This window comes from Spirillospora sp. NPDC000708 (assembly GCF_040299565.1).
Classification (GTDB): domain Bacteria; phylum Actinomycetota; class Actinomycetes; order Streptosporangiales; family Streptosporangiaceae; genus Spirillospora.
Map to the genome: position 1 here is coordinate 1 of NZ_JBEPCJ010000160.1, position 12,991 is coordinate 12,991.

At 71.8% G+C, this 12,991-nt stretch carries 9 protein-coding genes; 5 read left to right on the forward strand and 4 right to left on the reverse strand.

Annotation, left to right across the window (positions count from 1 at the left end; translation table 11 throughout):
• Positions 1 to 182: 182 nt before the first annotated feature.
• The 3 genes from arc to ABT299_RS50700 all read right to left on the reverse strand — a co-directional run bounded on the left by arc (position 183) and on the right by ABT299_RS50700 (position 4,528).
• On the reverse strand, positions 183 to 1,946 hold the full coding sequence (arc, locus tag ABT299_RS50690) for a proteasome ATPase (RefSeq protein ID WP_190857189.1): 1,764 nt from the start codon (positions 1,944 to 1,946) through the stop codon (positions 183 to 185).
• Between the two features lie 335 nt (positions 1,947 to 2,281).
• Entirely contained in the window at positions 2,282 to 3,229 is a 948-nt protein-coding gene (locus ABT299_RS50695) for a tRNA (adenine-N1)-methyltransferase (RefSeq protein WP_500255245.1), read from the reverse strand.
• 111 nt (positions 3,230 to 3,340) lie between these two features.
• Complete coding sequence (locus ABT299_RS50700) at positions 3,341 to 4,528, reverse strand: site-2 protease family protein (RefSeq protein WP_500255246.1); 1,188 nt, start codon at positions 4,526 to 4,528, stop codon at positions 3,341 to 3,343.
• A 239-nt stretch (positions 4,529 to 4,767) separates the two neighbouring features.
• Between ABT299_RS50700 and ABT299_RS50705 the strand changes: the two genes are divergently transcribed.
• From ABT299_RS50705 to ABT299_RS50725, 5 genes are all read left to right on the forward strand, one after another.
• Entirely contained in the window at positions 4,768 to 5,601 is an 834-nt protein-coding gene (locus tag ABT299_RS50705; protein ID WP_241755664.1) for a PD-(D/E)XK nuclease family protein, read from the forward strand.
• Between the two features lie 145 nt (positions 5,602 to 5,746).
• Positions 5,747 to 6,970, forward strand: coding sequence for a histidine kinase (locus ABT299_RS50710; protein ID WP_190857197.1), 1,224 nt, complete (start codon positions 5,747 to 5,749; stop codon positions 6,968 to 6,970).
• Positions 6,971 to 7,149: 179 nt separating this feature from the next.
• A complete protein-coding gene (locus ABT299_RS50715) occupies positions 7,150 to 7,830 on the forward strand; it encodes a response regulator (protein WP_307799995.1) in 681 nt (226 codons plus the stop codon).
• A 346-nt stretch (positions 7,831 to 8,176) separates the two neighbouring features.
• On the forward strand, positions 8,177 to 9,007 hold the full coding sequence (locus ABT299_RS50720) for an ATP-binding cassette domain-containing protein (RefSeq protein ID WP_190857199.1): 831 nt from the start codon (positions 8,177 to 8,179) through the stop codon (positions 9,005 to 9,007).
• Positions 9,004 to 11,502, forward strand: a complete 2,499-nt coding sequence (locus ABT299_RS50725; protein WP_500255247.1) for an ABC transporter permease — start codon at positions 9,004 to 9,006, stop codon at positions 11,500 to 11,502. Before ABT299_RS50720 ends, ABT299_RS50725 begins: the two co-directional genes overlap by 4 nt.
• A gap of 307 nt (positions 11,503 to 11,809) precedes the next feature.
• Here the strand turns inward: ABT299_RS50725 and ABT299_RS50730 are convergent, their stop codons facing one another.
• Complete coding sequence (locus tag ABT299_RS50730; RefSeq protein WP_241755665.1) at positions 11,810 to 12,868, reverse strand: ABC transporter ATP-binding protein; 1,059 nt, start codon at positions 12,866 to 12,868, stop codon at positions 11,810 to 11,812.
• Positions 12,869 to 12,991: the final 123 nt, after the last annotated feature.

Genomic DNA, 12,991 nt, shown 5'->3' on the forward strand with positions numbered 1-12,991 from the left:
GCTGGCCGTCGTCGGCGAGGCGGCGGACGGCGCCGAGGCCGTCGCCGAGGCGGGCCGGGAGGGGGCGGCGGGGGTGGGGATTGTGCGGCGCCATCCGGGGGTGGTGGGGGGGGTGGGGACCGGCCGGCGGGGGCCGCCCCGTGGTGGGGGCGGCCGCCGCGTGGCCGTTCGTGTGGTGCGGATTACAGGTACTGGCCGGTGTTGGCGACGGTGTCGATGGACCGGCCGGCTTCGGCGCCCTTGGTTCCGGAGACGAGGGTGCGGATGTAGACGATCCGTTCGCCCTTCTTGCCGGAGATGCGAGCCCAGTCGTCGGGGTTGGTGGTGTTGGGCAGGTCCTCGTTCTCGCTGAACTCGTCGACGCAGGCGGCGAGGAGGTGGTTGACGCGCAGGCCCTTCTGGCCGGTGTCGAGGAACTGCTTGATGGCCATCTTCTTGGCGCGGTCGACGATGTTCTGGATCATGGCGCCGGAGTTGAAGTCCTTGAAGAAGAGGACTTCCTTGTCGCCGTTGGCGTAGGTGACCTCGAGGAAGCGGTTCTCCTCGCTCTCGGTGTACATGCGCTCGACGGTCCGCTGGATCATGGCCTCGACGGTGGCCTCTTCGGAGCCGCCGTGCTCCTTGAGGTCGTCGGGGTGCAGCGGGAGGCCGCTGAGGATGTACTTGGAGAAGATGTCCTTGGCGGCTTCGGCGTCGGGCCGCTCGATCTTGATCTTGACGTCGAGGCGGCCGGGCCGCAGGATCGCGGGGTCGATCATGTCCTCGCGGTTGGAGGCGCCGATGACGATGACGTTCTCCAGCCCCTCGACGCCGTCGATCTCGCTGAGCAGCTGCGGGACGATGGTGTTCTCGACGTCGGAGGAGACGCCGGATCCGCGGGTGCGGAAGATGGAGTCCATCTCGTCGAAGAAGACGATGACCGGGGTTCCGGCGGAGGCCTTCTCACGGGCCCGTTGGAAGACCAGGCGGATGTGCCGTTCGGTCTCGCCGACGTACTTGTTGAGGAGTTCGGGGCCCTTGATGTTGAGGAAGAAGCTCTTGCCCTCCTTGCCGGTCTGTTCGGCGACCTTCTTGGCGAGGCTGTTGGCGACGGCCTTGGCGATGAGGGTCTTGCCGCATCCGGGCGGTCCGTAGAGGAGGACGCCCTTGGGCGGCCGGAGCTTGTGCTCGCGGAACAGGTCGGCGTGCAGGTAGGGCAGCTCGACGGCGTCGCGGATCATCTCGATCTGCGAGCCGAGTCCGCCGATCTCCTCGTAGGAGATGTCGGGGACCTCTTCGAGGACGAGTTCTTCGACCTCGGCCTTGTGGATCTTCTCGTAGGCGTAGCCGGAGCGGGGTTCGAGCATCAGGGAGTCGCCGGCGCGGAGGGGTACTCCGCGGAGCGGTTCGGCGAGCTTGATGACGCGTTCCTCGTCGGCGTGCGCGATCACGAGGGCGCGTTCGCCGTCGTCGAAGAGCTCCTTGAGCATGACGACCTCGCCCTGCTCTTCGAACTTGAGCGCTTCGACGACGTTGAGGGCCTCGTTGAGCATGACCTCCTGGCCGCGTTGGAGTTCGTCGACGTCGACGGCGGGGCTGACGTTGACGCGCAGCTTGCGTCCGCCGGTGAAGATGTCGACGGTTCCGTCGTCTCGGGATTCGAGGAAGACCCCGAATCCGGAGGGTGGTTGCGCGAGCCTGTCGACCTCCTCCTTGAGCGCCACGATCTGTTCGCGAGCCTCTTTGAGGGTCGCTACGAGTCGCTCGTTCTGGCCGGTTACGGCGGCCAGGTTCGCTTGTGCCTCATGGAGGCGTTCTTCCAGGACACGTACTTGGCGCGGGGATTCCGCGAGCTTGCGGCGCAGCACGGAGATCTCCTCCTCCAGGAAGGAGATCTGCGTTTGGAGGTCCCTGACCTCCTTGTCGTGCTGCGCCCTGCGCGCCCCAGCATCGTCACGAGCGGCCACGCCCCGTCACCTCCTCACGAAGAGAGCCGACGACCTACTGAGACCCTACCTATCTGGAGGGCTTCCGTAACCTGCCCATTCGGTACTCGTGTCGTGCGGGTGTGGTTCGGGTGGTGTTCGGGGGGCGGGCCGGGGGTGGTGTTGGTGGTGGTGTTGTGCTGCGCGGACCTGGGGTTTTGGGTGTGGGGGCGTGTCGGGGTGGAGGGTTTGTCGATTTCGGGGTGTGTGGGGTGGCACACGGCGTGTCGCTGTGCTTATTGCAAGCCCGTCGCAGTGCGCTCGTCTGCGAGGCGGGTGTTTTGCGAAGTTCCGCGGGCGGGGCGGCCCGGGAGGGGTCAGGATTCGGCGGGCGTCTCGGGGGTGGACGCGGGTGTCTCGGGGGTTGCGGCGGGTGTCTCGGGGACGGGGTGGGCGCCCTTGGCGGGGCGCCGGCGGCGGGCGGGCGGGGTGACGCCGTCGGCGAGGCGGCGGGCGGTGACGAGGAAGCCGGTGTGGCCGACCATGCGGTGGTCGGGGCGGACGGCGAGGCCGTCGACGTGCCAGGAGCGCAGGAGGGTCTCGAAGGCGTAGGGCTCGGCGAAGGCGCCGTGGGCGCGCAGGTCCTCGACGACGCGGGACATCTGGGTGGTGGTGGCGATGTAGGCGCAGACCATGCCGCCGGGGATGAGGGCCTTGGCGACGGCGTCGAGGGTCTCCCAGGGGGCGAGCATGTCGAGGACGACGCGGTCGGCCTCGGTCTCGGTGAGGGCGCCCTCGAGGGAGCCGACGGTGAGGCGCCAGGAGGGGTGGGGGCCGCCGAAGAACTTCTCGACGTTGGCGCGGGCGATGTCGGCGAAGTCGGGGCGGCGCTCGTAGGAGGAGACGAGGCCGTGTTCGCCTACGGCGCGCAGGAGGAAGCAGCTGAGGGCGCCGGAGCCGGCGCCGGCCTCGATGACGCGGGCGCCGGGGAAGATGTCGGCCATGGCGACGATCTGGGCGGCGTCCTTGGGGTAGACGACGGCGGCGCCGCGGGGCATGCGGACGGCGAAGTCGGCGAGGAGGGGGCGGAAGGCGAGGTATTCGACTCCGCCGCTGGAGCGGTAGACGGTGCCTTCGGGGCTGCCGATGATGTCGTCGTGGGGGACGGAGCCCTTGTGCGAGTGGTAGAGCTTGCCGGGCTGGAGGGTGATGGTGTTGATGCGGCCTTTGGGGTCGGTGAGCTGAACCTGGTCTCCGGGCCGGAACGGGCCGTGCGGGATGCGGCCGGTGGACGGTGCGGGCTCGGTGGGCCGGGGTTCGCTCATGGTGGTCAAGGCTAGCGCCGGGCGGGTGGAGCTCAGGCCGTCCGTCCGGGCGGGGCGGGCTGGTGGGGCGGGCCGTGGGGGCGGGCCGTCGGCGCCGGGTGGGCGGGGTGGTCAGACGCCGGCGAAGGCGCGGTCGACGTCGGTGACGGCGAGGACGCCGTAGACGCGGCCGTCGGGTTCGGTGAGGAGGTATTCGGAGGCGGGGTTGCGGCGGAGGGCGGTGATGAGGTCCTCGCCGGCGAGGTCGGCGGGGAGGGCGAGGTCGGGTTCGAGGCCGCGGGACAGCTCGCCGACGGTGATCCAGGGGCGGCGGTGCTCGGGGGTGGCGGTGACGGCCTTCTCGCTGACGAGGGCCTGGGGGTTGCCGTCGTGGTCGGCGATGACGAGGGCGCCGGCCTGGTCGGCGTGGGCGCGGCGGATGGCCTCGGCGAGGGGGGTGTCGGCGGTGACGAGGGTGGCGCGGCGGGCGAGGCGGCGGGCGGACAGCAGGGGGACGCGGTCGCGGAAGCGTTCGGCGCGGATGGCCTGGGTGGCGCCGACCCAGATGAAGGAGGCGACGAGGGCGGACCACAGGAGGGCGAGCCAGCCGATGCCGCCGGTGCCGCCGCCGGTGCGGTAGGTGGCGAGGTAGGCGCCGGCGATGAGGCAGGCGACGGCGACGGCGCGGCCGATCCAGCCGGCGACGATGGCGCCGCTGCGGCTGTGGCCGGTGGCCTTCCAGACGGCGGCGCGGACGAGGCGTCCGCCGTCGAGGGGGAGGCCGGGCAGCAGGTTGAAGACGCCGACGAGGAGGTTGGCGAAGGTGAGGGCGTCGATGAGGAGGAGGGCGACGTCGGGGAGGGGGAGGACGGCGTGGGCGAGGAGGCCGAGGCCGGCCAGGACGAGGTTGACGAGGGGGCCGGCGAAGGCGATGAGGAATTCGCGGCCGGGGGTGGCGGCCTCGCGTTCGATGGAGGTCTCGCCGCCGAGGATGTGGAGGGTGACGGAGCGGACGGGGAGGCCGAGGACGCGGGCGGTGACGGCGTGGCTGAGTTCGTGGACGAAGACGGAGCCGTAGAGCAGGACGGCGTAGGCGAAGGCGACGAGGTAGCTGAGGGGGCGGTCGATGACGCCGTTGACCTGGCCTTCGAACATGACCGTGACGAGGAGGGCGACCAGGAACCAGCTGGGCGAGACGTAGACGGGGACGCCGAAGGGGCGGCCCATGTAGAGGCCGGGCCGGGCGTCGGGGCCGCCTTTGCGGGGGCCGGGGTCGCCGGCGGGCGTCTTGCCCTGGGTCGGGGGCGCGGTGTTGGTCACGTATCCGATGCTACGGCCCCGTTGGGGCGGGTCGGGGTGGCGGTGCGCGGTGATCTCGGCGGGTGGGCGGGTGATCCCGGCGGGTGCGCGGGGGTGCGGGATTTCGTCGGGGGCGTCGCCTACGCTGCTGTGCCATGACGACGACCGAGACCGGTGGTGAGGTGTCCGTTCCGTCTCCGCGGGGTGGGGGCGGGGTGGAGGTGGTGGGGTCGCTGTCGCCGTCGCGGGCGGGTGATTTCATGACGTGTCCGCTGCTGTACCGGTTCCGGGTGATCGATCGGCTTCCGGAGCGGCCGTCGCCGGCGGCGGTGCGGGGGACGCTGGTGCACGCGGTGCTGGAGCGGCTGTACGACCTGCCGGCGGGCGGGCGGACGGTGGGGGCGGCGCTGGAGCTGCTGGGGCCGCAGTGGGAGCGGCTGCTGTCGGCGGAGCCGGAGCTGGGCGGGCTGTTCGGGGACGGCGAGGCCGGGGAGGCCGAGCGGGCGGAGTGGCTGACGCAGGCGGAGCGGATGGTGGAGCGGTACTTCACGCTGGAGGATCCGCGTCGGCTGGAGCCGGCGGAGCGCGAGCTGTTCGTGGAGACGGTGCTGGATTCGGGGTTGAAGCTGCGGGGGTACATCGACCGGGTGGACGTGGCGCCGTCGGGGGACGTGCGGATCGTGGACTACAAGACGGGGACGGCGCCGCGGGCGGATTTCGAGGCGCGGGCGCTGTTCCAGATGAAGTTCTATGCGCTGGTGCTGTGGCGGTTGCAGGGGCGGGTGCCGCGGTTGCTGCAGTTGATGTATTTGGGGAACGGCGAGGTGCTGCGGTACGAGCCGGACGAGCGGGATCTGCGGGCGACGGAGCGGAAGGTGGAGGCTCTGTGGCAGGCGATCCGGCGGGCGATGGATTCGGGTGAGTGGCGGCCGCGGACGAGCCGGTTGTGCGATTGGTGCGATCACAAGGAGCGGTGTCCGGAGTTCGGGGGCACTCCCCCGCCGCTGCCCGCGGTTCCGGTGCGGCGTCCGTCTCCGGCGGATCTGGAGGGTGCGGCGGAGGGCGGCGCGGTGCGGGAGCGCGACGACCTGTAGCGGTGCGGGGTTCCGGGCGCCGCGGGGCGGAGGGGCCCGGCCGCCGCGGGGCGGAGAGGCGGCGTGCGGGGTCATCCTTGGGGAGGATCGCGGATCCGCGCGCAGGAGGGGTCGCGACCTGCTGTGACCTCCTAGGGTGATAGTCGTGTCACCCCGCATCCGTGGTCTTCGTACTTTTCGTGCCTGGCTGCAGGCGCGTCCGCAGGCGGCGGACGCGTTGCTCGCGGCCGGGCTGCTGCTGGTGGGTCTGCCGCAGATGTACCTGCAGGACTTCCCGGAGAGCGGTGACTACGCGGCGTTCCGGGCGCCGGACGCGGTCAACGGGCTGATCGTCGTGGTGGTGACGATGGCGCTGGTGTGGCGGCGCCGTCATCCGCTGCCGGTGCTGCTGGTGGTCGTGGCGGGCGAGCTGACGCTGACGGTGTGGGGGTATCCGCCGTCGGTGCCGGACGTGATGTCGTTCCTGATCGCGGTGTACAGCCTGGCGGCGCACCGGGGGCTGGCGCAGAGCGCGCTGGGGGGCGTGGCGGGGTTCGTGTCGTTCCTGGTGTCGCTGGTGATGCTGCCGGTGGGGACGTCGCCGGTGGTGCTGGTGAGCGACTGCGCGCTGGTGGCGGGGGTGTGGGTGCTGGGCCGGAACCTGCGGTTGCGGCGGGCGTATTTCGCGGAGCTGGAGGATCGGGCGGCGCGGCTGGAGCGGGCGCGGGGGACGGACGCGCGGGCGGCGCGGATCGAGGAGCGGTCGCGGATCGCGCGGGAGCTGCACGACGTGGTGGCGCACCATGTGAGCGTGATGACGGTGCAGGCGGGGGCGGCGCGGCGGATCATCGACCGGGATCCGGGGAGCGCGCGGGAGGCGATGTCGACGATCGAGGAGGTCGGGCGGACGGCGCTGAGCGAGATGCGGCGGATCGTGGGCGTGCTGCGGACGGAGCGGGACGCCGACCAGGCGGGGCGGGAGCTGGCGCCGCAGCCGGGTCTGGGGGATCTCGGGGAGTTGCTGGACCATGTGCGGGAGACGGGGTTGTCGGTGCAGTTGTGGATCGAGGGGGAGGCGCGGACGCCGTCGCCGGGGGTGGACGTGGCGGCGTTCCGGTTGATCCAGGAGGCGCTGACGAACACGTTGAAGCATGCGGGGGCGCAGGCGCGGGCGTGGGTGCGGCTGTACTACACGGACGCGGATCTGACGGTGGAGATCGAGGACGACGGTCGGGGCACGGCGACGATCGTGGCGGACGGGACGGACAATCCGGGGCACGGGCTGGTGGGGATGTACGAGCGGGTGGCGCTGTACGGGGGCGAGTTGCGGATCGGGCCGCGGGTCGGCGGGGGGTTCGGGGTGCGGGCGCGGTTCCCGCTGGAGGCGTGAGCGGTGGGGCCGCTCGGGGTGGGCGGTTCGCGAGGCGCTCGATCCCGCCTGGGGCGTGGCGGTCGCGAGGCCGCCGCGGAGGCGCTGCGGGGGCCGCCGCCGGGGCGGGGAGGGCATAGGGTGACGGTGGCCGGTGCGAGGCGAGGAGCGGGGACGATGGACGCAAGCGGGGTGGCCGGGTGAGCGCGGTGCGGGTGCTGCTCGTCGATGATCAGCCGTTGCTGCGGACGGGGTTCCGGCTGATCCTGGAGGCCGAGGCGGACGTCGCGGTGGTCGGCGAGGCCGGGGACGGCGCGGCGGCGGTGGAGATGACGCGGTCGCTGCTGCCGGACGTGGTGCTGATGGACATCCGGATGCCGGGGGTCGACGGGATCGAGGCGACCCGGCGGATCATCCGGGAGGGCGCGGCGTCGCACGATCCGAAGGTGCTGATCCTGACGACGTTCGATCTGGACGAGTACGTGATCGAGGCGGTGCGGGCGGGGGCGAGCGGGTTCCTGCTGAAGGACTCGCCGCCGGAGGATCTGGTGCAGGCGATCCGGATCGTGGCGGAGGGCGACGCGATCGTGGCGCCGAGCGTGACGCGGCGGCTGCTGGACCGGTTCGCGACGCGGCTGCCGGCGGTGCGGGACGCGGCGCCGCCGCCGGGGCTGGACACGTTGACGGCCCGGGAGCGGGAGGTGCTGGCGCACGTGGCGCGGGGCCAGTCGAACGCGGAGATCGCCGCGGAGCTCGTGGTGAGCGAGACGACGGTGAAGACCCATGTCGGAAACGTGCTGGCGAAGCTGGGGCTGCGGGACCGGGTCCAGGCGGTGGTGTACGCGTACGAGACCGGGTTGAGCCGCCCGGGGCAGGGCTGATCGCGGGCGGTGCGGCGGCCCCGGCGGCGGCTTTTCCCGGCCGCGCCGGAAGGGGTCGTCCCTGAGGGCGTGCGGGTGGTGTCCGGGCTGGTGGGGCGGTATCCGGTGGGTGCGGGGTCAGGGGGCGTCCCTGAGCCGCCCCCTCTTTCGCCGGCCGGTCCCCTACTCCGGTAGGACGACGCGGGTCGCGCGTCTCCTGCCACGGATGGAGTGGTAAGTCCATTCCTGGGGTGCATCTCCGGAGGCGGTCGGACTTCTACTGTTCTGTGTGGTGGGCCGCCGGGGGACGAATCGCGGTCCGCAGCAGTTCGTTTTCCACCTCATCCACTCACACAGGGGAGTTCACGTGACGAACACCGCCCCATCGACCGCTGACGCGCACTCCGCGCCCGGGGCGGGCGACTTCGCCGCACGGGCCCATCAGATCGCCAAGGTGTACGGGCGCGGCGACGCCCGGGTGGTCGCGCTCGACTCGGTGACCGTGGGGATCCCCCGCGGCCGGTTCACCGCGATCATGGGCCCCTCGGGTTCCGGGAAGTCCACGCTGATGCACTGCATGGCGGGGCTGGACTCGGTGGACTCCGGGCAGGTCTTCATCGGCGACACCGAGCTGACGGGGCTGAAGGACAAGCAGCTGACCCGGCTGCGCCGCGACAAGATCGGGTTCATCTTCCAGGCGTTCAACCTGGTCCCGACGCTGACGGCGCTGGAGAACATCACGCTGCCGATGGACATCGCGGGCCGGAGGGCCGACCGGGCGTGGGTGGACGAGGTGATCGACACCGTGGGGCTGCGGCCGCGGCTGAAGCACCGGCCGACGGAGCTGTCGGGCGGGCAGCAGCAGCGGGTGGCGTGCGCGCGGGCGCTGGCGTCCCAGCCGGAGATCATCTTCGCGGACGAGCCGACCGGGAACCTGGACTCGCGGTCCGGCGCGGAGGTGCTGTCGTTCCTGCGCGACTCGGTCACCCGGATGGGGCAGACGATCGTGATGGTGACGCACGACCCGTCCGCGGCGGCGTACGCCGACCAGGTGCTGTTCCTGACGGACGGGCAGATCGTCGACACGATGACCGGGCCGACCGCCGAGCGGGTGCTGGAGCGGATGAAGGGCTTCGAGACGGCGGGCCGCCCGGCCGCCGCGCCGGGCGGGCACGGGCCGGGGGTCGCGGCGCGATGATGGGCAAGGTCACGCTCCGCAACCTGGCGGCGCACAAGATCAGGCTGGTGCTGACGGCCGTCGCGGTGATCCTCGGCGTGGCGTTCGTGGCCGGCACGCTGATCTTCACCGACACGATGAACAAGCAGTTCGACGACCTGTTCAGCCGGGTCGGCAAGAACGTCGCCGTGGACGTGCGGGCCAAGAAGGTCGTCGGCGGCGAGAACGACGGGCAGGCGGCGCAGCCGGTGCCGGCGTCGGTCCTGACGGCGCTGAAGGGCGTCGACGGGGTGAAGGACCCGCAGGGCAACGTGAACGGGTACGCGGCCGTCGTGGGCCGCGACGGGAAGATCGTGGGCTCGGGCGGGCAGGGCCCGCCGCAGCTCGGCACGAACTGGAACGCCGACGGGTCGTTCGACCTGAAGACGGGCCGGGTGCCGCACGGGCCCGGCGAGGTGATCATCGACGCGGAGACCGCGAAGAAGGGGAGACTGGCGGTCGGCGACACCGTCGGGGTCGTGTCGTCGGGGCCGCCGCAGCGGATGCGGCTCGTCGGGCTGATCGACACCGGGAACCTGATGGGCGCGAGCGTCACCGCGTTCGACACCCCGACGGCGCAGCGGCTGATGCTGAAGCCCGGCTACTTCAGCGACATCGAGATGGGCACCACCGGCCCGTCGGAGACGCAGCTGCGGGACCGGGTCGCCAAGGTGCTGCCGAACGGCGTGGAGGCCGTCACCGGCACGAAGATGCGCGACGAGAACAAGAGCGACGTCGCGCAGATCATGGGGTTCTTCCGCACGTTCCTGCTGGCGTTCGCGCTGATCTCGATCTTCGTCGGGGCGTTCATCATCTTCAACACGTTCTCGATGCTGGTGGCGCAGCGGACCCGGGAGCTGGCGCTGCTGCGCGCGATCGGCGCGGCCCGCCCGCAGGTGACGCGGGCGGTGATCGGTGAGGCGGTCGCGGTCGGGGTCGTCGGGTCGACGCTGGGCCTGGCGGCCGGCGCGGGCCTGGCGGCCTTGCTGCAGACGCAGATGGGCGACGCCGGCTCGGGCGGGCTGACGTTCACCCTCACGCCGGTGGTCTGGTCGTACGTCGTCGGGATCGTGGTGACGGTGGTGTCGGCGTACTTCCCGGCGCGGCGCGCGGCGAAGATCCCGCCGGTCGCGGCGATGCGCGACGACGTGGCGCTGCCGCAGCGGACGCTGCGGATCCGGGTCGCGCTCGGGTCGCTGCTGACGCTGATCGGCGCGGGCCTCATCGCGGTGGGCCTGGCCGGCGGCGGCGGGAACCCGGCGGTGCCGGTCGGCGGGGGCGCGTTCGCGGTGTTCATCGGGGTCGCGATGCTCGCGCCGGTGATCAGCGTGCCGGTGGTGAAGGTGCTCGGGTGGCCGTTCGCGCGGCTGATGGGCGCGCCGGGCCGGCTCGCCCGGCAGAACGCGCTGCGCAACCCCCGCCGCACCGCCGCGACCGCCGCGGCGCTGATGATCGGCCTGGCGCTGATCACCACGGTGAACGTGCTGGGCGCGACGATGCGCGCGTCGATCGACGAGCAGGTGGACGCGCAGTTCGGCGCGGACTACCTCGTGCAGGCCACCGGCGGCGACATCACCGCGGACGCCACGCAGAAGATCAAGGCGGCGGCGGGGGTGGAGTCGGCGTCGCCGACCTACGAGGGCACCGCGAAGATCGCCGGGAAGCGCGGCACGTACATGTCCGGCGACGTCGGTGTGATCGCCAAGGCGGCGCGGCTGAAGATGGTGTCGGGCAGCACCGCGATCGGCGCGGGCGGGCTGATGGTGAACGAGTCGACCGCCAAGGACAACGGCTGGCGGGTCGGGTCGACGGTGCCGGCGCTGTTCCCGGACGGCAGGACCGAGCAGCTGAAGGTGACGGGGATCTTCGAGAAGAGCGACCTGATCGGCGGCCGGATCGTCTCGGAGCAGGTGTACCTGCGGCACACGGTGCGGCCGTCGGTGGACGCGGTGCTGGTGAACGCGGCGAAGACGGACGCGGCGACGAAGGCGTCGATCGAGTCGGCGCTGAAGGCGTACCCGAACCTGAAGGTGTCGGACCAGTCGTCGCTGAAGAAGGACGCCCGCAAGCAGGTGGACGGGTTCGTGACGTTCCTGTCGATCCTGCTGGCCATGTCGGTGATCATCGCGGCGGTCGGGGTCGTCAACACGCTGGCGCTGTCGGTGATCGAGCGGACCCGGGAGATCGGGCTGCTGCGGGCGATCGGCATCAGCCGCCGCCAGCTGCGGCGGATGATCCGGGTCGAGTCGATCGTGATCGCGGTGTTCGGCGCCGTGCTCGGGATGGGCATCGGCGTGGCGTTCGGGGCGGCGCTGCAGAACGCGCTGAAGGGCCAGGGGCTCGGTGTGCTGGCGGTGCCGTACGGGACGCTGGCGGTGTACCTGGTGGTCGCCGCGGTGATCGGTGTGCTGGCGGCGCTGTGGCCGGCGTGGCGCGCCGGTCGGATGGACGTGCTGAAGGCCATCTCCACGGACTGACCGGCGGCTCCCGTCCCGAAGCCCCGGCCCCCTTCAGCGGGGGGCCGGGGCTTCGCCGTGTCGCGAGAACGCCACGAGTGAGGACGCCAAGAGCGAGGACGCCGCGAGCGGCCAGCGTCGACCAGCACCGGTGCCGCGTGACGGAAGGCAGAGGGTCGCTGCTCTGGAGACGACGCTCTGGAGACGACCGCTCCGGTGTCAGGGGCGGCTGCCGAGCGGGGGAATGACGAAGCCCCGGTCCCCCTGTGCGGGGGCCGGGGCTTCGGCGTGCCGGAGGCGCGCCCGAGGGCGGTCCTGCGGCCGGGGCCTACTCGCCGGTCTCGGCGTCGGACTCGGCGGCCGGCGCGGTCCCCGGCGCCACCGCGGCCTTCGCGACCTCGTCGGTCGCCGACACGGTGGTGTTCTCCGGGAAGTGGCACGCGGCCTGGTGGCCGTGGCTGAGCTCGATCAGCGGCGGCTCGACCTGCTTGCAGATGTCCTGCGCCTTCCAGCAGCGGGTGTGGAACCGGCACGCGGGCGGCGGGTCGAGGGGGCTCGGCACGTCGCCCTGCAGCCGGATCCGCTGCCGCTCGCCGCGCTGGCTCGGGTCCGGGACCGGAACCGCCGACAGCAGCGCGTTGGTGTACGGGTGCATGGGCCGCTCGTACAGGTCGTTGCGGTCCGCGATCTCGACGATCTTGCCGAGGTACATGACGGCGACCCGGTCGGAGATGTGCCGGACGACCGACAGGTCGTGCGCGATCACCACGTAGGTGAGGTCGAGCTCGTCCTGCAGGTCCTCCAGCAGGTTGACGACCTGCGCCTGCACCGACACGTCCAGGGCCGACACCGGCTCGTCCGCGACGATCAGCTTCGGCTTGAGCGCCAGCGTGCGGGCGATCCCGATGCGCTGGCGCTGGCCGCCGGAGAACTCGTGCGGGTACCGGTTGTAGTGCTCGGGGTTGAGGCCGACCAGCTCCAGGATCTCCTGGACGGCCTTCTTCACCCCGTTCTCGGTGGCGATGTTCTGCAGCCGGAACGGGGCCCCGACGATCGCGCCGACCGTCTTGCGGGGGTTCAGCGACGAGTACGGGTCCTGGAAGATCATCTGGAGGTCGCGGCGGAGCGGCCGCAGCCGCCCCTGGGACATCGTGGTGATGTCCTGCCCCTCGAAGGTGATCTTGCCGAAGCTCGGGTCCAGCAGCCGCATGATCATCCGGCCGGTGGTGGACTTGCCGCAGCCCGACTCCCCCACCAGGCCGAGGGTCTCGCCCTTGCGGACCGAGAACGACACGCCGTCGACGGCCTTCACCGCCGCGACCTGCCGGCGCAGCAGCCCCGCGGTGACGGGGAAGTGCTTGCCGAGGTTCTCCACCTCCAGCAGCATCTCCCCGTCCCGGATGGGACGGGGCGCCGCCGCGTCGGCGGAGGTCTACTCGGAGGCGGGGTCCGAGGTACCCCGCGCGGCCGTGTCAGAAAAGCTCTAAGTATTTTTACGCACACGGCACGG